This window comes from Peribacillus sp. BM1 (assembly GCF_056679975.1).
In genome coordinates this window covers 2749629-2770849 of record NZ_CM155259.1, presented here as the reverse complement: position 1 = coordinate 2770849, position 21221 = coordinate 2749629, and the positions used below count along the sequence as shown (strand labels likewise).

The window sequence follows — 21221 nt, the reverse complement described above, 5'->3', positions numbered from 1 at the left end:
TTCTTCAATAAACAGAGAAACGAGTCGGTATCTTAATAAGATGCCAACCCGTTTCTAAATTAACTTTCTAATAGGGCTTTTACTCGATTTACAACATTCTCAACTGTGAAGCCGAATTCTTCCATAATTTTATTTCCTGGGGCTGACGCACCAAAATGGTTAATTGCAAGAATTTCCCCTTCATCCCCTGTATACCGATCCCAGCCGAATGGAGCCGCAACTTCGATAGCTAGGCGCTTTTTCACTGCAGGGTTGATAACACTTTGTTTATACTCTTTAGATTGAACTTCAAAACGATCCCATGATGGCATACTAATTACTGCGGCGTCAATTCCTACTTTCGCTAGTTCTGCTTGAGCTGAAACAGCCAAATTAACTTCTGAACCTGTCGCAAGTAGTAAAACATCTGCTTCTACTTTATTAGAAGGAGACACGATGTATGCACCCTTTTTAACTCCTTCATTTGCAAGTTCAGCCGTGTGTTTTAAAGTAGGAAGGTTTTGCCTAGTTAATATAAGTGCAGTTGGTTTGTTCTTAGATTGAATGGCTTCTCTCCAAGCTGCAGCTGTTTCGTTTCCATCCGCAGGACGAATAACACCAAGATTTGGCATCGCGCGCAACGATGGCAGTTGTTCGATTGGCTCATGAGTAGGCCCATCCTCACCGACCGCAATACTGTCATGTGTGAATACATACGTTACTGGAAGACCCATTAGCGCAGCTAAACGAATGGCTGGGCGTAGGTAGTCAGAGAATACAAAGAATGTTCCACCATATACACTTACTCCACCATGGAGAGCCATTCCGTTTAGTGCCGCACCCATTGCAAACTCACGAACGCCAAACCAAATATTGCGCCCTTCATATTCACCTGGAACGAAGTCTGATGCCGTTTTAATCATCGTGTTGTTGGAACCAGCCAAATCAGCTGAACCGCCAAGAAAGCTTGGTAGGTTAGCTGCAATTGCATTCAATACTTCACCACTTGAAGCCCTTGAAGCAAGACTTTTCCCTTCCTCATATACCGGGATATCTTGATCCCATCCTTCAGGTAATTCGCCATTGATTGCCACTTGGAGTTGAGAAGCTAATTCAGGATGATCTTTTTTGTAATCATTAAAAAGATTTTCCCATGCTGATTCCTTCTTGCTGCCTTCTTCCACAACAGTTTTATTAAAATGCTCATAAACTTCATCCGGAACATGGAAATCTTCTTCAAATGTCCATTTATAATATTCTTTTGTGAGTTTTAATTCATCAGCACCTAAAGGCGCTCCGTGAGCGGAAGATTTTCCAGAACGGTTAGGTGAACCATAACCAATAACAGTTCTTACTTCAATAAGTGTTGGGCGCGTTTCATCTGTTTTCGCCAATTCCAAAGCTTTAGTAATTTCAGTCAAATCATTTCCATCTTCTACACGTATATATTGCCAGCCATATGCCTTGAAACGATTTTCAACACTTTCACTAAATGATTTATCTAAATCTCCATCAAGTGATATGTCATTTGAATCATATAAGACGATCATTCTTCCAAGCTTAAGATGAGCAGCTAGTGAAGCAGCTTCAGATGAAACACCTTCCATTAAATCTCCGTCTCCGCAAATACCATATGTATAATGATCTACTACATTATATGTTCCGCGATTGTATGTTGCTGCTAAATGACGTTCAGCCATAGCCATTCCTACTGCCATTGCTATCCCTTGTCCGAGAGGCCCAGTTGTTGCATCCACTCCTGCAGTATGGCCATATTCAGGATGTCCTGGTGTTTTACTACCCCATTGGCGAAAATTTTTAATGTCATCCAATGACAAATCATAGCCTGATAAATGCAAAAGGCTGTATAAAAGCATCGATCCATGTCCTGCAGAAAGAACAAAACGGTCTCTATTAAACCAAGTTGGATTTTTTGGATTGTGATTCATAAACTGGGTCCAAAGAGTGTACGCCATCGGGGCGGCCCCCATCGGCATTCCTGGATGTCCAGAATTTGCTTTTTCGATAGCATCGATTGACAAAGTACGAATTGTATTGATTGAAAGTGCATCTGTTTTATTTAACATTAAACCATCCTTCCTTTATATATGTATGCCCTTACTATTTTATAATGTCATGTAAATTAAAGACAACAATAATTCAGACACGTTATTAAAGTACCCTATTTCCCTACTAAAATCCGTGAATTCTAAGACAAAAAAAAGAGAATATCGAATTCGATATTCTCTAACTCTACACCCCTTAATGCAAACGCTTCTTTATATCTTTAATACTTTTAAGCTTTTCAGGTGTTACATCATTTCCCTCGGGGTCAACAATTGTCAAATGCTCGATTGTATCTGTCATGGATTTACGGAACGTTTCTAAGTACTCACTTCTCAGCTTAGATTGTTCTTTCGCTTCTTCCACTGTTAAAGAGCTCGACTTAGCCTTCTTTGCTAACTCATTTATCCGAGCTAATTTTTCTTTCGATAACATACTTTTGCTCCTTTACTGTTTCAATAGTGTCATGTTATATAAAAAAGAGCGAAAATACAAGTTCTCTGCTTTTTGTTAATCTTCTTTTGAGACTTGATATTCTAAATATCTGCGATTTATAGTAGCTTTTGAAACTTGATAACCAAACCCTCTTAAAGTAGCTGCAATTTCTGCAAATGTTAGTCCGTTCTTTCGAAGTTTTACTATTTCCTCAATTGGAACTTCCTTTCGTTCTCTTCCACCACTCATTCCCTGATTGCTCAGATTTTTTTGCGGGCGGAACCCATTTTCAACCGCCCGTTTCATGCCTCGTTTAATCTTAATATTATGTAACTTTCGCTGATACTCTTCAACAATTCCAACAATATTAATGACCATCGAATCAGAATCAGATAGTTCAATTTCCCCATCATGTGATAAGGAATAAATTTTCACACCTTCTTTTATGATTACATGAAAAAGTGCAATTTTCGCATTTCCACGCCCCAGTCGCGTTTCGTCTTGAATTAGAAGAACATCAGCTTGCTTCTTTTTAAAAATATCCAGCATTTCAAAAATTCCATCACGGTTAAGTTCATATCCACTTGCTTGCTCTTTAATTATAGAAACGATTTCAAATTCTGATTTGTTAGCTAGTTTTCTTAACTCTTCTTCCTGCCTCGTAAGTGATGTTTCCTGTGCTTCTTTTTCTGTGCTTACTCGGCAGTAAATAATCGCTCTCATTTTTCTTTCCAACTTTCTTATTGCTTACTTGCTAGACTTAGATTTGTTTTAGTTACTGGTAAAATAATAGATTCTCCCGGTACTAGCGAATTAGCATATATTTCATTATGTGTAATGATCCATTCAATGAACTCATCTCTCGATAAATCGTCTGTATTGTATATTTCAGCCATTTTCCATAGAGTATCTCCATGATCTACAGTAACGGATATATAATTGTCAAGATTATCATAATTTCTATTCATTGAGAAAAATAAAGAAAAAATAAAGACGATTCCTGCTAATAAAAGTGTATACGTATGACTTTTTAATAGTTTTTTCATTGTTATCCCTCCAAAATCGAATGCTTGTTCGTTATCTGATAATCCCAGTATAAATCGAACACCTGTTTTTAGTCAACAGTATTCGAACTTATGTTTGTATCTTTATTTCCCGCGTGATATAATAAAAATAAGAATAAGAGAGAAGGGGTGAATATATGTCAAAGCTTTCAAAAAGGCAAAATGATATATTGGATTTTATTAAAGACGAAGTACGCACTAAAGGCTATCCACCTTCAGTAAGAGAAATTGGAGAAGCAGTTGGCTTAGCTTCAAGTTCAACCGTTCACGGTCATTTATCAAGATTAGAAAGTAAAGGACTTATTCGTCGAGATCCTACCAAACCTCGCGCCATTGAAATACTAGATCAATCTGAAACGAATAATATACCAAAAAATAATGTCATCAATGTCCCATTACTAGGAAAAGTTACAGCTGGCCTTCCAATTACAGCAATTGAAAATATCGAGGAATACTTCCCACTTCCAGAATCGATGGCGGCACATGACGAACAAGTCTTCATGCTCGAGATTATGGGCGATAGTATGATTGAAGCCGGAATCCATGATGGCGACTATGTTATTGTAAAACAACAAAGTACCGCGAATAATGGTGATATTGTTGTTGCCATGACTGATGATGATGAAGCAACAGTGAAACGCTTTTTCAAAGAAAAAGAGTTCATCAGATTACAACCAGAAAACTCCGATATGGAACCAATCATTCTAGGGAATGTATCAATTCTCGGAAGAGTTATTGGACTTTATCGCCAAATCCATTAATAGTGCTTTTTCCCTCCTGTTATTGCAGGAGGTTTATTTTTTCGATAACATTCTAACTTTAGTTACTCAATACAATTCATGTAAATAAAGTGATTCTCCCCAGATTTTTGGACAACCTCTCTTTGATAATCTATATGAACTGATTCTAGGAACTATTACAAATAATTTTTCAATTCTTAAATCAGTGGGTTTAGCAAATTCGGAATTTGTTTTTTGTAATTCTAGGTTGTTGCTTTGTTATTGAAAAGTAAGCATCAAAAAATCCCCACCTGTAACCGATGGGGACTTTCTGACGCTTACTTATAAAGCAATTCTATTCATTCAAAGTGATCCAAATACACTATTGAGATCTTCATTTGAATTTTCTATTTTCTTTTGACTTTTTGTTAATTCATGCTCTTGTACGAACGCCGTTTCTAATAACGCATCCATTGCATCCTTAAATGAATTTTCATCTAAAAAAGTTTTCAGTATAATCGAGTCTCTTTTCCCTGTTTGAAGGTTTATTGAAGTAACCAATGACCATTCCCCTTCATAAACGTACACTATATTTTCATTTCGACCAATAACAGGGCCTTTGAAAGAACGGCAATCGAACTTTTTATTGTGGAAAGAATAATGATGTTCTTTTAAGTACGAAATGATTGGCTTTACTTTTTCAGCTCTTTCGAGAAATTTCATTTCTTGTAGCTCTAAAAGTTTGAAATATTCCTCTTTTTGACTTTCAACCAACAGCTCATTGTTTTCTAATCGCTCAATACTTTCAGAAATCAACTTTTCGTCTCTTTCAAACATACTAACCCCTCCTTTTTCCAGAATATATTCTTTTTAAACCCACTTCCAAAATATTGCCACAAAATCTTGGAGACGGTTCACAAAGAACATAAAAAGTGACTTTTAATAAGCCTTTACTCTTCCACTTTAATGAACCTAATAAAGTGAGTTTTCCATTTTCGGGGTCCATCATCTCAAAAAATGATTAGATGAACCAATCGGACCTTTACGGACAGTTCGTCATCCACTCTTATCGCTTCTTGATTCCTCTAAGTCTCTTCGTAAGAGTACTTACTGCCTGTTAATCTGTAATACGTCCTGTATTTGATAACAGTCTTCAGTATGAAGATAATTGCCTTAAAAATGAAACATCAATACTTTTTTTACGTTCTTATCTATTTTCTTGAACAAAAACATATAGTTTAGTGTATTGGTGAATGTCCCTTTTTATGTTTTTTATTCTTAGACTTATTTAAACTGTATAATGGTGTCATTTGGGCTGGCTACGAACACTATACACGTCCAAATAACACAACAATGATAAAGATAAAAAAAACCAATAAGGGATTTTTTAAAGTGCACATTATTCAAGATATACTTCAGGACGTCTTTTATGCTAATTATTTAATTCAAACTCAAGAGCCATTTGGACCTCAGTTAATTAAAATTCCCCTCGCTATATTTATTTAACAAATTCTCTCGTATGTACTGTCTGCATTCAGGTGATAAAATTGATCTTTGTCCATGGATCAAATCTCCAAATGGCATTCCATTCAGGAATTTTATTTCCCCATTAAATTCTATTTTGAAATTCGCATCGTACCCTACAACTTTCACAAATAAGGTTTTGTTATCCGTATGCATAAAATCAATAACACTTAGTATATGATGATTTTTTTCGCACATCATTCGTTCCCTCCCGATAAATATTATTTAATCAATAGTATATTAACTTTTAGGATGTCGAGTAATTCAACATTACCAACTTAATGGATGTATGGTTTATTGCACATAATCTTCACACTGCAATAGAAATAAGCCAACCAAAGTTAGCTTAAATAATATTTCATAAACTTAATGAACATTTTTTGATCTACCCGATATGGATCTACGTCAAGATTTTGGACACAAAAAAGTTAAGTTTTTTGATCTGTACAACAACCAATCATAGATTTTGCACATGAAAAATGTGAAAGGGGAATACTTTTGAATCCCCTTATTTATGCAGTTGCTCGACATATTTTTTCGAATGAATCTGGTGTTACATAACCGATGCTGCCATGAATTCGTTTGCGATTATACCAACCTTCTATGTATGTAAAGAGGGCGATTCTCGCAGTCTCAAAGCTATCATAATGCGTTTGATATACTTCTTCTTTTTTTAGTGTTGCGTGAAATGATTCAATACAAGCATTGTCGTAAGGGCATCCCTTTCGACTAAATGACGGTATCATTTTGTATTTCTTTAGGCGTTCTTGGAACGCTTCACTTGTATATTGGGTACCTAAATCCGTGTGTACAATGAGTCCTGGCCCAGGGCTTTGATCTTGTACGGCATTCTCTAAAGCTTCCAGTACAATTTCTGTTGTCATCTTACGAGAGAATTTATAACCTACCACTTTTTTCGTATGTAAATCTAGTACAGATGCTAGATAGCACCAACCATGACGAATTGTATGAATGTACGTAATATCGGCCACCCATTTTTCATTAATATTCGTTGTTGTAAAATCTTGTTCCAGTACGTTTTCTCGTTCTTCTACTGGTTTCTGTGTCGGTGTAGGACGGTATTTTTTTGTAGTGTTTGATTGAATGCCTGCTCTTTTCATGATGCGTTGAATTCGATTAATCGTGCCCGTGTAGTCTTCTTGCTTGAGTGTCTCAAAGATCTTGGGTGCACCATATCGCCCCTTACTTTCATGGTGAATGACACGAATTCGTTCAAGTAGCTGTTCATTGCCGACATGATAGCTATTCGGTTGCTTATGAAAAGATTGATAATACGTACTTTTAGGCATCTTTAAAACACGACACATCAGCTGTACTGGATGATGTTCGCTTTCACTTGTAATATAGTCGATCAATTCTTCGTTATCTATTTTCTCGCGAATATGGTCATAGCCTTTTTTAGGATTTCAAGCTCCTGTTTTAATCGGAGATTTTCCTTTTGGATGGCATCTACTTCTGTCACAGTTAATTCTTGTGTACCTTCAATTGGCGAGTGTTGCTTAATCCATTTATAAATTGTCACTTCAGAAATACCATATTCGCTAGATAGTTGACTGACTGGTGTACCTGAGCGATAAAGCTCAACTACTGTTTGTTTAAATTCTTGATTATAGCGTTTTTGACTCATAGTTCGGACACGTCCTCTCGTTAGTTCAATATTAATAACTTAACCAAGTTGTGTCCATACATCTATACTACATTCAATAAAAACAAATTGTTTGGTGATGAAATAAGTTAGAATCCTAAACATATTATCATAATAAGCCAGACACTGAATATAGATTTTGCTTTCATCAGAAGTTTCAAAATCAAATTTAGGTAGTTTTAAAGAATAATAACTAGTATGATCTACTAGTATTTGCTAAAAATGATATAAACCAATAGGTCATTATGAACAAATTTGAAAAATAAAAACGTCCTTGGATAATCTTTTTGCAAAATTTTATGGACAATTTATGTGCAGTTACTTTTGAACCTAATAAATTTGTCAAACTGCCCACAAAACAAAAATCCTTCATACCAATGAGGATTCTGATTGTATCAGTCTATGTTTTTCACTCATAGTAACTATATAGACCCTTACATTCGTAAGTTCGTCAGTCCTATTGGACATTCTCATCATAGATATTTTATAGCACCCCGACCTATCATAAACCGTATCTTATATAAACAACTTAGGTTTCTTTCAGCCGACTTCACCTAGCTTCATACACATTCAAGCTACTACCATTACATGCATGTGGGAGGATTAGGTAACTCGTTTCAACTCAACATGATGGCTGTCATTCCGAGTTTCGATGAATCAGTTGTAATTACTTATTTAGTAATTCTCCTATTTTGTGCCTTATGTACTTATAAGGAACCGTTTTGACTATACTGCGAAATTTGGTTGGTTATTATTCAAAGCAGATTAAATTTCTTTTTTAGGGCACCCTATCTAAGAGGTGACTTAATATGAATTTTCCAATAATCCATACAAATTTTTGGGATGCTGTGATAGCAGTACCCGTAGTAATGATTCTAACTCAACTAATAAAAGTATTTTTTAAAGTCCCTGATAAGTTTGTGCCCCTTACTGCACTAATACTGGGTTTATTAATTTCCATTTTCATTAGTCATCGACACAACTTAATTGCAGGTGTTTTTATGGGCTGGTTTTATGGATATGCTGCTATTGGCAATTACGCTTCATTAAAAACGGCATTTATAGCCTTTAAAAATAAACATAGAGCTCCTTTCAAGTAAGAAAATAATTGAATAATACTAGCTATGAAATAATGGCTAATAATTTCTACCATCTGATTTAGGATGGTTGTTAGAGAATTAATTAACAGTATGTGTCTAATAACCTTAACACACCTATTTATAATTACGAAAATTTTGTGTAAAATGGCTAATAAACAAAAATGAACGTAATATCAATTGCTCAAATACAATTTCATAATTGCCCAGGTGGTGCTGTTAATGAATAATTCCTTTGGATGTTTTAGTCCAAACGATTGTCATAATCATAGAAATTATTATTAATACGTTCATTTAACTCAACTGGAGATTAAATGAACTGTACGATCCAATTCTTTAAAAAAGTGGATCTACGTCAAGATAAAGGAAAACTTATCAGGTTATAATCTATTAATTTTTGATAAGGATGAATTATTAGTTGCCAGATTTAATGACCTTTATGGATTTAATGGTTATGATCCTGAGATTTCAAAAAATACCCATATTGATGAGACGAAAAAATAAACCATAATTAGAAAGACATCATTTTGTTCCGAGGCTACTGAAAAAGTAATTTTTTTAAAAAGTTTTAAAGACTTTCATCAATATATAGATAATAAAATAAGCTAACGACCAATATGTAGTAAGTTGTTAACTTGTTTTCCTTTTTAAACGGACTTTTTCAGTGCCCTCTTTTGTTCCCAGGAGGTGTCTTTCTTTTATTTTTTGGTTCCAAATTCCCTCTGAATTAAGAGAAGGGCTTTAGCAAATGAATCACAGGGTAGAATATTATTTTTACCAAACCATTTTCATCCTATACTTAGGCTTCTGCAACATACACAGTCCATCCAAAAGCTTTTCTAATTTCTTCTGCATATCCTTCAGCCACTATTTTACTCGTTAATGTACCTGTGAGAATACGATAACCAGGGTTAAGATTTGTACTTTCGGGAACTTCATAAAGCAACCAACCATATTTTTCTGAAAGACGCCTTTTCCCTTCAACCAATGCCTCAGCAGTCGGGAAGACTCCTGTTCTTAATCTATATTTTTTTGTATCGGTAACCACGTTAGAAACCACCTTCTTTACGGGTAAATTCAAATACTTTGCTACACCTCTCGCATAAGCTGCAGCCATATCCTTGATGAAATTATTATTCCTTAGCAAGTTTGCATCTTTTGAGTCAATATAAGCAATTTCTGTTAATAATGCAGGCATATTAGTTTGCCGAACAACAGCTAAATTCTCTTGCTTTGTATCATCGCCATGGGCTCCTAAACCATACTTTTTCGCAGTAGCAAGAGCTTCAGTGTTAACAATCTCTTGTAATTTTACAGAACCAGCACTCGGTTTAGTGTAGATATAAGACTCGTAGCCTGTACCTCCTCCTGCGTTCACATGATTAGAGATAAATACATCCGAACCATCTCTATTAGCGATATTGGCTCGTTCTGAAAGCTCTATAAAGATATCCGTTGTCCTTGTAAGAGTCGTTTCATGACCCGTATAGTTTTCATCAAGATATTTTTTCATTTCTTTTGAGATTTCTAAAGTAAGATTTTTTTCGAGCAATCCATTGTCAACTGCCCCAGGATCTTTCGCGCCGTGTCCAGGATCAATTTTTATTTTTTTTACCATCGTTATCACCTCATATTTTATTTATATGAACAAAAAAGCCATCCGTGTGGACAGCTTATTTTCCTTTTTTCTTTTTAAACCAGCCTGTATGAGTATTTTCCCACACCGCATACACATTAATAACAAGTGCAACAAATGCAGAAATGACAAGAAGAAAGGCATTAATACTCGCTTCTGTGAACCAGTCAAACTTAATTCCAATCGTACCAAAGAAAAAAAGAAGGGCTGTCAGGAACCCTCCTAATAACGTGAATACATCTTTTTTCATTATTGTGTCGCCCCTTTATTTTCGAAATTATCAAGCTGTTTATGGGCTTGTTTACTGCTTTCCTCAACACGAATAACACGCTCAGATAACTCAGATACGCGCCTTTCGTTCGCTTTGATATCGATCCTTATAGATATTCGACACCTGAGAGCTTTGTCCTGATTACAGCCGATTCAGAAGCATCATTTTTAACGTCCTTATCACGATTGCGACTAAATGTTAAAAAACCAATAAGAACCCCTACTACCGTACACAAGATTGAAATACCAATTTGAACTCCCAAACCATCACCTCATTTTTAAAATAAAAAGAACGTAAAAAAAACACCTCGATGGATGATTAATAACTCTTTTAATCTTGCACTGGTGTAAGCCTGCCTTACGCAATCTTAGAAATTCTAGAAATTAGATTTTTATTAATCACTACACTGCCAATCACAACTAGCCCGTTTGCCCTGTTAATCTTATTAGTTGTTTCTGTAGCGTTATAATTTTCAGCTAAAGCTACTAACGATTCACCTGAATGAAGATATATTCTCACGTTAGCACCTTCTGAGTCTACGTCTGGTCGAATATATAAAATTGTATTCTTGTTAATTATTTCATTTGCAATGTTCACCATCAAAATATCCGGTTTATTAAATTCGGCACTAAGCAATTCTGGATCGTAGCTAACAAAATCCGCGATAAAGCTTGCGTCATTTAATTTTCGTTGTACTGATGTCATAAAAAAAACCTCCTAATATATTGAATTTAATGTACTTACTAAATCATTTAGTAATTTAGCTGTAATTGTGGTTGCTGAACTTACAGTAGGTGATGCACTTACTATAGGACCTATCGCATTTCTAGCCTGATTGAAGTGATATGCCACGATAACATTACCTGTATAAGCCATCGCGAACGAGTTATCCCCATTATAGTAACTGTATCTAGAGAACTCTGAAAACCCTTTGTAGACTCGAAACTCATTTATTTTAAGCTGGAGAAGATTCCATTCAGTAGCTGACACATTAACATTGTTGTCGGCTACTTTAAATGCATCCCAACTGAAATTAGTGGATCTGTTAGTCAGTGTCGTAATCACTTTACTTGCTGAGTCTGTCCAGTTTTGCCCCATCATAGGCACGAACATAAATAGTGTAGTCCGTACCAGAAGAAAGTCCTGCAAAAGAATATGAACGCGCGCTTGCATTATTTACAGTAGTGTAAGATCCATTTATATAGACCCTGAAGTAACTTAAACCACTGCCCCCCGCTATCCGAAGCATCCCATGAAACTTAGATCGAATTAGTAGTAGGTGCTCCTTGTACATTCCATACGTAGGTTCTGTTGTATCAGATGGCGCTTTGGTCGTTACACTGCGCGTAATTGATGTTTTATTATTTGAAGTATCAACAACATCTACCTTTATACTATAAGTTGTACTTGGATTTAGGTTGGAGAATGTCACATTTGCGTCAGCGCTTGTACCTGATACGTAACGTGTGGCTTGTACATCTCCATTTATAGAGAACTGGAAGTAACTAAGAGCTTTGTTGTCTGTAGCTGAAGCATAGGTATAAATACTATTTTTAGTTACATCGGAAGCTAACTGCCTTTGTTCTTTCGGAACTTCCGAATGGGTTCCGAAAATGTTCTGAGTGTTTCAGAAGGATGTTCCGAATCATTCGGAAGTTGAGTTTGTGTCAGATGTTGACTGTTGCGATTTTAAACATATTATTACTTCTTCGTAAATCAGAAAAATAAAGTGTTCCATTTTTATTCATTTTATTGCATAATTTACTAATACATTTAAAATTTAGGAGTTAAAAGATTATGTTAAAACACTTAAAATGCACAGTATTGTACAAAAATATTAATATGTTAAAAAATCAAATGATTAAATCAGGTATGGAAAATGGAATCTCTAGTCCCGAAACTATTAAATATAGTCAAGAACTAGACAGGTTGATATATCAGTATCAACGTTTGGTTAAAACCACTTATTAGCATTACTTTTCATATCCAATTCACGAAATGAAGCTAAAACCAATTCGCATTTCAATTCTGCATAATCTAGGGTGTCGATAGCGTCTCCTTGTAACGAATATGTCATATTCATTTATTTCAATCGATCAATGACAAAATTTCGTTTCAATTCATCTTGATAAACAGCATCCATTCGATCACCCCATATGGTTTTATTCAATCCACAACTCTCTGCAACTTAGCAATCCAACCAATCTCATAGTCAACCAGGCTATATCTTACATTTTCGAAATCAGATTTAGTAAAAGCCTTATCATGCTGTCTTTTGCGATGGATGATAATTACTAAACAAAAGAATACAAGAACGAAAAGAGGATTTGAAACCCTTCAAGAAGCCAAAATTGCTGCAATTAATGAAGAGCAAAAGATTCTTAAAGATTTTAAAACATCTTAAAGAAAGGAGTAATGGAATGATCTATTTGTATAAGTATAAAAAGAAAGGTTACAAGAACTATTTCTGGGAATATCGAATTGTTTATACTGACTCTATTACTAGAAAGCCAAAAGAAAAATCAAAAAAATTTTGAAAGTAAGCCCGAATCTCTGTTAGCTGCACAAGAAGTAGAAAGGCAGTTACGAGTAGGTTTAGAATTAACAGATGAGTCTTTAGAGTCCTATTTGGAAACATGGCTACAGGAATATAAAAAAGGAACGGTTGCAAAAAACACACTTGAACTGCATGAGCAGAATATAAAAAAACACATTATTCCACATTTTAAAAACATTTTGCTAAAAGATATAAAACCTATAATGTATCAAAAATTTTTAACAAATTAACTAGCAAAGGATATAGCAAGCGCACTGTCGAAATAATACATGGAACGATGTATAACGCATTTGAAAAAGCTATTACCTTACAAAAGGTAGAAAAGAATCCTTGCGCTGGCGTTACGATTAAGGACGAGCAGAAAGACCAAGAAATTAAGTTCATTGAATCGGAGCACATATCAGATTTCCTAAGAGAAGCTTATAAATATGATTATATTTATTGGATTTTTTATAAAACTCTTATTGAAACAGGAATGCGTAAAGGTGAAACAGCTGCACTTCAGTGGACAGATGTTGATTTCCAAAATAACGCTATAAACATTAATAAGTCTCTTGATTTTAAAGAAGCACCTAAAGGTGATCCAGATACGATGTTTGGTGATACAAAAACATATATCGAGACGCATCATCACAATTAGCCAGGGACTTGCTAATGATCTGAGGTTTCATCCAAAATATCAAAATCAAAATAAAACCGCATTAAATAATAATTATCATTTTGAATTAAATTTAGTTTTTTGCAGAAACGATGGAAACTATATGCCTAAGTCAAGTCTTTTTAATTCGTTCGCTAGAATCTTAAAAAAAGCTAATTTGCCTAAACTTCCTATTTACTCTTTAAGACACACACATGCCGTTTTACAATTGGAAGCCGATGTGAGTATGAAATATTTACAAGAACGTTTAGGACATGGCAGTATGCAAATAACCTCTGATGTTTATTCGCACATCAGTAAAAAAATCGATCAAGACCAAATGAACGAATTCGAAGAACATATGAAAATTGTCCTTGAATAATTTATTCTTTGGGCAATCCTTGGGCAATTGCTAAAACGCCGATGGAAAAAGCGCAATCTGCCCAAAACAAAAAAGCCTCAACACTAGATGTGTCAAGGCTTCCCACGATTTAATACATGTTCATATATTGCTCACGTTCCCATGGGTGAACTTGCGTTCTAAACATACTCTATGCCATTTAATCAAATGAAATTAACCGATAAATACCGATTTATCAACTTTTACAAAATTCAATTCATCAAAAAAAATCAAAATAAATTTTGTGAAATCGGGCAGTTATCGGGCTAGTATCGGGCAGTTAAAAACTGCAAAACAAAAGAGCACCGCGTGTATAAGTAGTGCGACCAACACTCTTATACCGTCCGCCTAACACGACTAGGCAAACACTTGCGATACTCTCTTACGTATATTTATATTTTATCATTACGTATGAGGATCATGCAACGGTTTGCTTGCACAGGCCGTTGCTTTTTGTTTTCCGATATGGAGACAATTGAAATGAAGAAACTCTACACAGCCTATAATAAAGATGTACAGAAATACATGACTGGTAATGGGTTATCATCTATCAAAAAAAATACTATTATCGAATATATAGAGAAATATGTAACAGCAGCTGGAGAAAGCTTTGAAGGCTTATTTCCTAATCGTTCAAAAAGAAAAGATGTTATGGACCACATCATTTATTTATTATCTGGGAATGGCATTTGTAAAATTTCTGCTACTACTTTAGCTGATAAAGCAGATTGTTCTGTTAGAACTGTGAATGCTGCTGTTAGCGCGCTTAAAATAACAGGTGAAGTCCTTGTGGGTGGATTAGCAGACGGAAAGAATAAATACGTCTTTGTTTTGAAATCACATGATAACTTTAAGGCGATTATGAAAGATGTTTTTTATATAAATGCAGAACAGATTGCAGAACAAGTTGCAGAACAGGAAAACTCTGAATCCCTTGTGGCTGTAAGTGTGGAAGTCGGAAAAACGGATTCTAACTATAATAACTCTATTATCTCTAAACAAGAAAGAGATATTATACAGGATTCTGTAGAATCTGAATTAAAATCTGCTTCTAAAGAAACTGAAAAAGACCTTACACAATACTATGTGAATCCATTTCAAAAAATGTTATATGACGCAATCAATGCAAATAATTATCACGTTGAATTAAAAAGTAACGCTGCTGTTTTAGGATTACGCTTAGGATCAAACGCTACAAAGGCTTATTTAAACCTAGCTTTTAAAGCTATATCTAAAATTGATAGATTCTTAGCTTGTGGTGGCACTGTGGAAGAAACTATTCCTGCTATGTTTACGAAGATGTATACAGATCTTATTAAGTGTTCTGTTAAAGCAGAAACACCTGCACTTTCACTAGCACCTATTAAAGAAGTGCCACTATGGAATTGGTTAGAAGAAGATTCAATTAGTAATCCTTTATTTTGATATGGATTTTATTGAGGGCTAATTCTATGTTTACAACAACTGCCTTTCTAGTGAGTATTTACAGAAAGGCGCGTTGAATAAAGCCCCTCTCGTTTAAGAGAAGGACTTGGATTAATTATTCTTATTTAAAATTTTTTGAAGAAGGTCTTCAGCTCTTTTTTTGGCAACGTTGGTTTCTTCTTTAAGTAAACGAACGTTAATTATCCCGTTCTCAGCGCTTAATTGAAGTTCTAAAATATCTCCCTCTTTTATTGTTGCGGGTAGTTGATCTTTAGAAACATCAATTTGAATCGATTCATTTTCTTTTAAAAGCAAAATTGCAAAATCATCTTCAAAACGATCAATTACATACTTAGCGCATTTCACTCACTTTCCCACCTTCAGCATTATATAATTCAGCTGGATCTCCACTATTAAGCCATATATTTGCAGTAGTCCATTTTAAATATGTTGGAGGATTATCAACTGCGTTAGGACCGGAAGTAACAGTGACTGTTTTACCAGCTTTTAAAACAAACCCACTTGGAAAAGTGTAAGTTTGGTTCCCTTCAACACTTACTAATTTCCAACCAGTCATATTTACATCTGATGTTCCATTATTTTTAATGGTTACAATTTCTTTAGCCTCGTCAACATTTGTTATGCTTACATTAACTTTTGGAGTAGGTGTTGGTGTTGGTGTTGGAACAGGCTCAGTGCCCTTCCATGGTGTAGAAAATACGGTGTAACCTTTTCCATCCGTTTTCACAACAATGTCACCAGATTCAGCAGTAGAATATAACTTCGAACCTGCAGCCTTCAACCGACTAACCACTTCACTAACAGGATGACCATAAGAATTATCTTTTCCATAAGATAATATTGTCACTTCTGGCTTAACAGCATTTACAAATGCTTGTGATGTACTTGTTTTCGCTCCATGATGTCCAGCCTTTAAAATCGTACTCTTTAGATCAAATTTCGAAATCATTTTATTTTCGATATCAATCCCAGCATCTCCTGTCAAAAGGAAACTAATACCGCCATAAGTTAATTTAAGAACAATTGAGTTATCGTTATTATCACTTGCATTCTGATCTCCTGAATTAAGAACCTGTACTTTTACAGAAGAATCGATGGCAAGATTTTGTCCCGTTGTTGGTACTTCAAAAGAAATATTTTTAGTATCAATCAAACTTAAATACTCGTAATAAGTATCAGTAGTATGAGCTTTTCCACTATCTAATACCTTTTTCACTGGAATTGACTCTAACACACTAATCAATCCACCAATATGATCCGCGTCTGGGTGTGTAGCTACTAAAACATCAATAGAAGTAACTCCCGCTTTCTTAAGATAAGCCACAACCTTGTCCCCCGCGGAACGCTTCCCACCATCAATTAAAATTGTCTTTCCATTAGGGGTCTGAACTAAGATAGAATCTCCTTGTCCAACATCAATGAAATGAGTAAACATTTCTTTAGCTGGCTTAAATTTGTCATCAAGATATCGAGCCATAAACGCAGAAAAATGTTGACGGCTTAATTGTACATTAGGCTTAAAAGTTCCGTCCTCATAACCTGTAGTAATACCATTAGCTGCTAAGGAAGACACATAACCATATGTCTCACTACTCTTATTAATATCTTTAAAGTCAGCTGGATAACTACCTTTAAGGTTATAAGCAAGTGTAAATATCTTCGCCATTTGCCCACGGGTCAAGGGTGCGAATGGATCAAAGTATTTTTGTCCTTTAGAATTAGTTTTACCACTGATAATACCTAACTGTACTGCTTTAGCAATTTCTCCATATCCATAATCTCCGGATTTCACATCAATAAATCCAGGGTTTGGAGCATCGAAATTAGTAATACCCTTTTCTCTTAATATCATTTGAACTGCTTGAAGTCTTTTTATGGCATCATTTGGTTTGAAATATCCACCATCATACCCTTTAATAATTCCTTTAGAAGTCAAATATTCAATTTCGTCTTTGTAAGTAGTTACATCTTTAAAACTCGCTGCCTCAACCCCTGCTTTGGGAAGTAACGAGAATAAAAGAATTAAAATAAAAAATGATGAAACTATTTTCTTGTACATTTTGAATCCTCCTAATAAATTTTTCACCTCTCTTATTCTATCATTAGTTTACAGTTTTATGGTAAAAAATATTTAATCATTCCACCACAAGAAATGTTATGTATTTTATCAAAAGTAAACCAATGCCCCTACTCAATGAGTAAGGGCTTTTTCATAAATTATATAATAGCTATTTCTTCAATTTGCTTAATAACTTTCAATGTCCTTACTTGTCCTTCCTTCCATGTAATATATCCTTTCTCTTTTAATGAAACTAAAAACGCTTGTGTAGTTGATGGAGACTTTAACCCTAGTTCCGTAGTAATTTCTCTGTTTGACGGAGGGTATCCGTTATTACCCGTAAGCTTTTTTATTATTTCTAGAGTTTCTTTCTGTCTCATTGTAAGTTCTAAGTTAAGCATGATTTACCCCTTTTCGTATTCGTGGTTTAGCAGCTGATAAAATGTTGGTCAATATAAATATCCTTGGCTGCCTTTTCTTAAGACAATAAGCACGGATAAATTTCTCCTCAATCCCCTTCACAATGATCAACCGGTCTGTAACGATTCCTTTATTATTCATATACATAATTTCAACGGGTATTTGCTTTTCAAGTGATGCAATGAATAATCCCAACATTTTACCAGCTCCTTTATTACCATCATTTTATACGAACGTTAGTTCGATTTCAAGTTGTTTTCGAACATTCGTTTGTATATAATAATAAAAAAGGAGATGATTATTTGATAAGAAGTGAACTTTTAAAGAAGACGGCATTAGACGAGCAAGTATTCAAACAAATTGGGATTGCAGTGATGGAGTCACTCAACTACACGTTGCCAGTTCGTATCACCTTCTGGAAGGCAGATAAACTAGTCAATAATATAGGTATTGTGGCCAAAGTGGATAAGCAAATGAAGTATTTAATACTGGATTTATTAAGTGGGGATATTAGGATTGATCTCGATTGTGTAGTAGCTGTAGAAAGGTATAACCATGACTAGGATTCCTGAGAACGACAGAGAGATTATAGAAACAGCTTTGTATTTACCGATGCTGCTTAAAATACTGGAACGAGATAAAATTTTGATTGAACAAGGATCTTTTAAAATAAAGTCCCCCTATGTGGATATAGTTGAGAATGCAATTATGACTGTACGGAAGGATTTAAAAATTGCCAAGGACCATTTACATAAGGAAAAAATTAAACTAGAAGAAATTAAAAGAGATGCTGATTTCACGATGTACTCATTTATATACAAAGACTTCGAAGAACATCATAACTATTTCAATCCACGGTTACGGAATAAGTGTGAGGAATTGCTGAGGTTTTATTTACATAAAGGTTCAAACGAATAATCCCCTACTCATAAAGAGTCGGGGCTTTGGTTCTATAATTTTTATCCAAAAGAAGGAGTTTAATTAATAATATAGAATTCTTAAACTAATAAATTTTAATCAGAAGGCAGTAGATGCAATGGAAACAGTAATAGTCGAATGGTTTAAACGGCTTCCGGATTGGGCCTTTTTAGTTTCATCTTTGGTTTTTCTTGTTTTATTAGGTGTAATCACTTATTTTTTGGGATTAGGCGCCAAAAGATTTTCTGATGCGGCGGGTCAAGAAAACAGGGTCATACTTCTTCAAGAAGAAAATAGAAAAATTCTAATTGATAACACAAGGTATGCAAGTAGCATGGCTCAACTCCAAACAGTCCTATTAAACTCAAGAACTTTTTTTAATTCCTTAAATGAATTATCATCATTAGAGAATCCTTCACACTTTTTTTTGATACAAAGAGTTATCGAAGGACTAGCTTCTGATGTAAAAGCATATGGTGGAGAGAGACATCGTTGTGGTTTTTGGCTTGAAGAACATGATCGAGGGGTATTATATTTATCAAACGGGAGCGCTGGTTTTTCCGAAAGTTATATTGATAACAGGGTTTTGGATATTAATAACTCGATTGCTGGGAGATGCTTTAGAAAAAAACAATTAATTAATATGCCTGACGTTACGACTGACAGCGATTGGTCATCCGCTGCTTCTTCAGGTTCCTACAAAGCTTTGATTTGCATTCCTGTTGGGTCTTGGGGAGTAATAACAATTGACGCAAAAGAACCGATGGAAGAAAACGCTATGTTAATAGGTGAATTATATTCAGTTGTCATTGAAGGGATTTTCAACGATTACATGAATAGGATGGCAATAGCTACTATTAATCAAGTAGCATCTGAAGTAGAATAGAGTTAAGGAAGTGAAATTTATGATGAATCAAAACGAAAATTTAAAATTTAAAAAAACAATTGCTCGAGCTTCTTTAGACAAAGGGACTCTTACTAAAAGTCAGTATGACGCAATTATTGACAATATAAAAGATATTGAAGAAAAACAAAAGTATGAAGAAAAATTAAAAGAGTATCGTATAAAAGAAGCAAAAGAACAATATAGTAGAGAGTTAATTACAATATAGCCCCTCTCAATTAGAGAAGGGCTTCTTGTTTGCCTGAATTTTGTTTTGTACTGACAGGTACGATATTATCATTACCAACCATATTAACTTTATACAAAAGAATTCGCCCCTCTCAATTAAGAGAAGGGCTTTAACTTTGTTATTTTGTTTTCAAAATACCCTCTCCATCGTACCAAGAACTAACTAAATCGTTATCATCGAACTTAATCCAAGATTGTTTACCATACCACCATGAATCCAATATTACACTGTCTGGTGATCCCATGAGTTTTTTAACATGGTCTTTAGAACTACCTTCTGAAAACGAGGTTGGAGAATCACCTTGAGCTTTCGGTTTAACGCTCTGTGATTGCTCGATATGTATTGGCTCTGTATTTTCTGAAACAAAGTCAGATTGCGTTTGATAAATACGTTCATTCAAAGTTGTAATATCCGATGTAAGAGAATTAATTTCTTCTGTTTTCTCGGCATTCTCTTTTTGTAATGACTCGTATTTACTTTTAACTTCATCTAATTCTTTGGAATCTTTTGTGACCATTTCAAAATTACCTTTTGTTTCAGCTAACAAAAGACTTTTGTCACTTAAAGAATCTTTCGTTTGCATTAAAAGAAAAACCGTAAAAATATTACTTGATAGCAAAACTAAAATAGTAATGATTAAAATAATTATTGATAAATTAGATTTCCTTTTTGTCTCCAAACTATTCACCAAATCCCCCCGACGGAAAATGTTATAGTTCCATATTATAACAGCTCCTCTCAAACGGGAAGGGTTTTTATTTTACAAAACCTTTACAAGGACTTTTATCCTATTCGTCAAATATAAATGGTGTAGGCTTCTAACTATTTATATAGGAGTGATTAAATGGATAAGTTGGATAAGATCGGAGAACATTTGTATTATTTATGGGAATGCGTTTGGTATGGGTACGTAATTCATTTTTGGGATTGGTTTTGGTACTATCGCAGGGGGAAAATAAAATTTACTGTCTATGATTTCGGAGATTATTATAATGTGTCGGCTTCGAACGGAAGAGTGATTGTTTACAATGCTTACGGAAGTACAATAGAAGAGGCAAAGAAAATGGCGCTGTGGAGATTGCGAAACTCTAACAGTGATAAAAGAAGCGCCCCTATTCGTATAGAATAAGGGCCTTTTATACGTAAATCTCAGGGGGGAACATTATTATATTTCCCCTTTTAACTATATGAACAAA

Annotated in this window: 26 protein-coding genes and 1 pseudogene; 10 read left to right on the top strand and 17 right to left on the bottom strand. The window is 34.7% G+C overall.

The annotated features are described in order from the left end of the window. Nucleotides 1–59 precede the first annotated feature (59 nt). The 4 genes from tkt to yneA all read right to left on the bottom strand — a co-directional run bounded on the left by tkt (nucleotide 60) and on the right by yneA (nucleotide 3524). Nucleotides 60–2066, bottom strand: a complete 2007-nt coding sequence (tkt, locus tag AC1MGI_RS13365) for a transketolase (RefSeq protein WP_480345683.1) — start codon at nucleotides 2064–2066, stop codon at nucleotides 60–62. Between the two features lie 175 nt (nucleotides 2067–2241). Further along, nucleotides 2242–2478 (bottom strand): DUF896 domain-containing protein, encoded by a 237-nt coding sequence (locus tag AC1MGI_RS13360; protein ID WP_062180535.1) that lies wholly within the window; start codon nucleotides 2476–2478, stop codon nucleotides 2242–2244. Between the two features lie 75 nt (nucleotides 2479–2553). Further along, nucleotides 2554–3201 carry a YneB family resolvase-like protein gene (locus tag AC1MGI_RS13355; protein WP_480345682.1) on the bottom strand — a complete coding sequence of 216 codons (648 nt, stop codon included), beginning with the start codon at nucleotides 3199–3201 and terminating at the stop codon, nucleotides 2554–2556. 17 nt (nucleotides 3202–3218) lie between these two features. Beyond that, nucleotides 3219–3524 carry a cell division suppressor protein YneA gene (gene yneA, locus AC1MGI_RS13350; protein WP_062180541.1) on the bottom strand — a complete coding sequence of 102 codons (306 nt, stop codon included), beginning with the start codon at nucleotides 3522–3524 and terminating at the stop codon, nucleotides 3219–3221. Nucleotides 3525–3679: 155 nt separating this feature from the next. Between yneA and lexA the strand changes: the two genes are divergently transcribed. Then, entirely contained in the window at nucleotides 3680–4303 is a 624-nt protein-coding gene (lexA, locus tag AC1MGI_RS13345) for a transcriptional repressor LexA (RefSeq protein ID WP_062180545.1), read from the top strand. A gap of 321 nt (nucleotides 4304–4624) precedes the next feature. Here the strand turns inward: lexA and AC1MGI_RS13340 are convergent, their stop codons facing one another. From AC1MGI_RS13340 to AC1MGI_RS13330, 3 genes are all read right to left on the bottom strand, one after another. Next, nucleotides 4625–5098, bottom strand: a complete 474-nt coding sequence (locus AC1MGI_RS13340) for a hypothetical protein (RefSeq protein ID WP_480345681.1) — start codon at nucleotides 5096–5098, stop codon at nucleotides 4625–4627. A 636-nt stretch (nucleotides 5099–5734) separates the two neighbouring features. Then, entirely contained in the window at nucleotides 5735–5986 is a 252-nt protein-coding gene (locus AC1MGI_RS13335) for a hypothetical protein (RefSeq protein ID WP_480345680.1), read from the bottom strand. Nucleotides 5987–6297: 311 nt separating this feature from the next. Next, nucleotides 6298–7433 (bottom strand): IS3 family transposase gene (locus AC1MGI_RS13330; protein WP_480345679.1). Its coding sequence is split into 2 segments (ribosomal slippage): nucleotides 6298–7199 and nucleotides 7199–7433, totalling 1137 coding nucleotides; the frame shifts between segments, so codons are not numbered across the junction. Between the two features lie 827 nt (nucleotides 7434–8260). On the opposite strand from AC1MGI_RS13330, the gene AC1MGI_RS13325 reads away from it, so the two are divergent. Continuing rightward, nucleotides 8261–8551 (top strand): hypothetical protein, encoded by a 291-nt coding sequence (locus tag AC1MGI_RS13325; protein WP_480345678.1) that lies wholly within the window; start codon nucleotides 8261–8263, stop codon nucleotides 8549–8551. A 796-nt stretch (nucleotides 8552–9347) separates the two neighbouring features. Here the strand turns inward: AC1MGI_RS13325 and AC1MGI_RS13320 are convergent. The 5 genes from AC1MGI_RS13320 to AC1MGI_RS13300 form a co-directional block, all read right to left on the bottom strand. Continuing rightward, nucleotides 9348–10166 carry an N-acetylmuramoyl-L-alanine amidase family protein gene (locus AC1MGI_RS13320; RefSeq protein WP_480345677.1) on the bottom strand — a complete coding sequence of 273 codons (819 nt, stop codon included), beginning with the start codon at nucleotides 10164–10166 and terminating at the stop codon, nucleotides 9348–9350. Nucleotides 10167–10221: 55 nt separating this feature from the next. Further along, a complete protein-coding gene (locus AC1MGI_RS13315; RefSeq protein WP_480345676.1) occupies nucleotides 10222–10434 on the bottom strand; it encodes a hypothetical protein in 213 nt (70 codons plus the stop codon). Between the two features lie 127 nt (nucleotides 10435–10561). After that, entirely contained in the window at nucleotides 10562–10717 is a 156-nt protein-coding gene (locus tag AC1MGI_RS13310; RefSeq protein WP_480345675.1) for a hypothetical protein, read from the bottom strand. Between the two features lie 95 nt (nucleotides 10718–10812). After that, complete coding sequence (locus AC1MGI_RS13305; protein ID WP_480345674.1) at nucleotides 10813–11160, bottom strand: hypothetical protein; 348 nt, start codon at nucleotides 11158–11160, stop codon at nucleotides 10813–10815. Nucleotides 11161–11172: 12 nt separating this feature from the next. Next, complete coding sequence (locus AC1MGI_RS13300; protein ID WP_480345673.1) at nucleotides 11173–11568, bottom strand: hypothetical protein; 396 nt, start codon at nucleotides 11566–11568, stop codon at nucleotides 11173–11175. 684 nt (nucleotides 11569–12252) lie between these two features. On the opposite strand from AC1MGI_RS13300, the gene AC1MGI_RS13295 reads away from it, so the two are divergent. The 3 genes and pseudogenes from AC1MGI_RS13295 to AC1MGI_RS13285 all read left to right on the top strand — a co-directional run bounded on the left by AC1MGI_RS13295 (nucleotide 12253) and on the right by AC1MGI_RS13285 (nucleotide 15474). Beyond that, nucleotides 12253–12426, top strand: coding sequence for an aspartyl-phosphate phosphatase Spo0E family protein (locus AC1MGI_RS13295; protein ID WP_480345672.1), 174 nt, complete (start codon nucleotides 12253–12255; stop codon nucleotides 12424–12426). 449 nt (nucleotides 12427–12875) lie between these two features. Further along, nucleotides 12876–14031 (top strand): annotated as a pseudogene (locus AC1MGI_RS13290) (tyrosine-type recombinase/integrase). Between the two features lie 498 nt (nucleotides 14032–14529). Beyond that, on the top strand, nucleotides 14530–15474 hold the full coding sequence (locus AC1MGI_RS13285) for a cytosolic protein (RefSeq protein ID WP_480345671.1): 945 nt from the start codon (nucleotides 14530–14532) through the stop codon (nucleotides 15472–15474). Between the two features lie 111 nt (nucleotides 15475–15585). Here the strand turns inward: AC1MGI_RS13285 and AC1MGI_RS13280 are convergent, their stop codons facing one another. The 4 genes from AC1MGI_RS13280 to AC1MGI_RS13265 all read right to left on the bottom strand — a co-directional run bounded on the left by AC1MGI_RS13280 (nucleotide 15586) and on the right by AC1MGI_RS13265 (nucleotide 18172). Continuing rightward, nucleotides 15586–15840, bottom strand: coding sequence for a DUF3006 domain-containing protein (locus AC1MGI_RS13280; RefSeq protein ID WP_480345670.1), 255 nt, complete (start codon nucleotides 15838–15840; stop codon nucleotides 15586–15588). After that, the gene (locus AC1MGI_RS13275; protein WP_480345669.1) at nucleotides 15827–17554 is read right to left on the bottom strand and encodes an S-layer homology domain-containing protein; all 1728 of its coding nucleotides are present in this window, start codon (nucleotides 17552–17554) and stop codon (nucleotides 15827–15829) included. Before AC1MGI_RS13275 ends, AC1MGI_RS13280 begins: the two co-directional genes overlap by 14 nt. Before the next feature lie 158 nt (nucleotides 17555–17712). Then, entirely contained in the window at nucleotides 17713–17955 is a 243-nt protein-coding gene (locus AC1MGI_RS13270; protein WP_480345668.1) for a LexA family protein, read from the bottom strand. Continuing rightward, nucleotides 17948–18172, bottom strand: coding sequence for a hypothetical protein (locus AC1MGI_RS13265; RefSeq protein WP_480345667.1), 225 nt, complete (start codon nucleotides 18170–18172; stop codon nucleotides 17948–17950). Before AC1MGI_RS13265 ends, AC1MGI_RS13270 begins: the two co-directional genes overlap by 8 nt. Nucleotides 18173–18276: 104 nt before the next feature. Here AC1MGI_RS13265 and AC1MGI_RS13260 point away from each other — a divergent pair, with 104 nt between their 5' ends. The 4 genes from AC1MGI_RS13260 to AC1MGI_RS13245 all read left to right on the top strand — a co-directional run bounded on the left by AC1MGI_RS13260 (nucleotide 18277) and on the right by AC1MGI_RS13245 (nucleotide 20004). Then, nucleotides 18277–18537, top strand: a complete 261-nt coding sequence (locus tag AC1MGI_RS13260) for a YolD-like family protein (protein ID WP_480345666.1) — start codon at nucleotides 18277–18279, stop codon at nucleotides 18535–18537. Further along, nucleotides 18530–18892: a YhjD family protein gene (locus tag AC1MGI_RS13255; RefSeq protein ID WP_480345665.1), complete on the top strand. Its 363-nt coding sequence runs from the start codon at nucleotides 18530–18532 to the stop codon at nucleotides 18890–18892. Before AC1MGI_RS13260 ends, AC1MGI_RS13255 begins: the two co-directional genes overlap by 8 nt. 118 nt (nucleotides 18893–19010) lie before the next feature. Beyond that, nucleotides 19011–19778, top strand: coding sequence for a hypothetical protein (locus AC1MGI_RS13250; RefSeq protein WP_480345664.1), 768 nt, complete (start codon nucleotides 19011–19013; stop codon nucleotides 19776–19778). A gap of 19 nt (nucleotides 19779–19797) precedes the next feature. Further along, nucleotides 19798–20004, top strand: a complete 207-nt coding sequence (locus tag AC1MGI_RS13245) for a hypothetical protein (protein ID WP_480345663.1) — start codon at nucleotides 19798–19800, stop codon at nucleotides 20002–20004. A 139-nt stretch (nucleotides 20005–20143) separates the two neighbouring features. Here the strand turns inward: AC1MGI_RS13245 and AC1MGI_RS13240 are convergent, their stop codons facing one another. After that, the gene (locus tag AC1MGI_RS13240; protein ID WP_480345662.1) at nucleotides 20144–20713 is read right to left on the bottom strand and encodes a hypothetical protein; all 570 of its coding nucleotides are present in this window, start codon (nucleotides 20711–20713) and stop codon (nucleotides 20144–20146) included. A gap of 156 nt (nucleotides 20714–20869) precedes the next feature. On the opposite strand from AC1MGI_RS13240, the gene AC1MGI_RS13235 reads away from it, so the two are divergent. After that, entirely contained in the window at nucleotides 20870–21154 is a 285-nt protein-coding gene (locus tag AC1MGI_RS13235; protein WP_480345661.1) for a hypothetical protein, read from the top strand. The last annotated feature ends 67 nt before the right edge of the window (nucleotides 21155–21221 follow it).

Coding starts and splice junctions, on each gene's coding strand:
- tkt (WP_480345683.1), bottom strand. CDS start 2,066: ATGTTAAATAAAACAGATGCACTTTCAATCAATACAATTCGTACTTTG.
- AC1MGI_RS13360 (WP_062180535.1), bottom strand. CDS start 2,478: ATGTTATCGAAAGAAAAATTAGCTCGGATAAATGAGTTAGCAAAGAAG.
- AC1MGI_RS13355 (WP_480345682.1), bottom strand. CDS start 3,201: ATGAGAGCGATTATTTACTGCCGAGTAAGCACAGAAAAAGAAGCACAG.
- yneA (WP_062180541.1), bottom strand. CDS start 3,524: ATGAAAAAACTATTAAAAAGTCATACGTATACACTTTTATTAGCAGGA.
- lexA (WP_062180545.1), top strand. CDS start 3,680: ATGTCAAAGCTTTCAAAAAGGCAAAATGATATATTGGATTTTATTAAA.
- AC1MGI_RS13340 (WP_480345681.1), bottom strand. CDS start 5,098: ATGTTTGAAAGAGACGAAAAGTTGATTTCTGAAAGTATTGAGCGATTA.
- AC1MGI_RS13335 (WP_480345680.1), bottom strand. CDS start 5,986: ATGATGTGCGAAAAAAATCATCATATACTAAGTGTTATTGATTTTATG.
- AC1MGI_RS13325 (WP_480345678.1), top strand. CDS start 8,261: ATGAATTTTCCAATAATCCATACAAATTTTTGGGATGCTGTGATAGCA.
- AC1MGI_RS13320 (WP_480345677.1), bottom strand. CDS start 10,166: ATGGTAAAAAAAATAAAAATTGATCCTGGACACGGCGCGAAAGATCCT.
- AC1MGI_RS13315 (WP_480345676.1), bottom strand. CDS start 10,434: ATGAAAAAAGATGTATTCACGTTATTAGGAGGGTTCCTGACAGCCCTT.
- AC1MGI_RS13305 (WP_480345674.1), bottom strand. CDS start 11,160: ATGACATCAGTACAACGAAAATTAAATGACGCAAGCTTTATCGCGGAT.
- AC1MGI_RS13300 (WP_480345673.1), bottom strand. CDS start 11,568: ATGTTCGTGCCTATGATGGGGCAAAACTGGACAGACTCAGCAAGTAAA.
- AC1MGI_RS13295 (WP_480345672.1), top strand. CDS start 12,253: ATGTTAAAACACTTAAAATGCACAGTATTGTACAAAAATATTAATATG.
- AC1MGI_RS13285 (WP_480345671.1), top strand. CDS start 14,530: ATGAAGAAACTCTACACAGCCTATAATAAAGATGTACAGAAATACATG.
- AC1MGI_RS13275 (WP_480345669.1), bottom strand. CDS start 17,554: ATGTACAAGAAAATAGTTTCATCATTTTTTATTTTAATTCTTTTATTC.
- AC1MGI_RS13270 (WP_480345668.1), bottom strand. CDS start 17,955: ATGCTTAACTTAGAACTTACAATGAGACAGAAAGAAACTCTAGAAATA.
- AC1MGI_RS13265 (WP_480345667.1), bottom strand. CDS start 18,172: ATGTTGGGATTATTCATTGCATCACTTGAAAAGCAAATACCCGTTGAA.
- AC1MGI_RS13255 (WP_480345665.1), top strand. CDS start 18,530: ATGACTAGGATTCCTGAGAACGACAGAGAGATTATAGAAACAGCTTTG.
- AC1MGI_RS13250 (WP_480345664.1), top strand. CDS start 19,011: ATGGAAACAGTAATAGTCGAATGGTTTAAACGGCTTCCGGATTGGGCC.
- AC1MGI_RS13245 (WP_480345663.1), top strand. CDS start 19,798: ATGATGAATCAAAACGAAAATTTAAAATTTAAAAAAACAATTGCTCGA.
- AC1MGI_RS13235 (WP_480345661.1), top strand. CDS start 20,870: ATGGATAAGTTGGATAAGATCGGAGAACATTTGTATTATTTATGGGAA.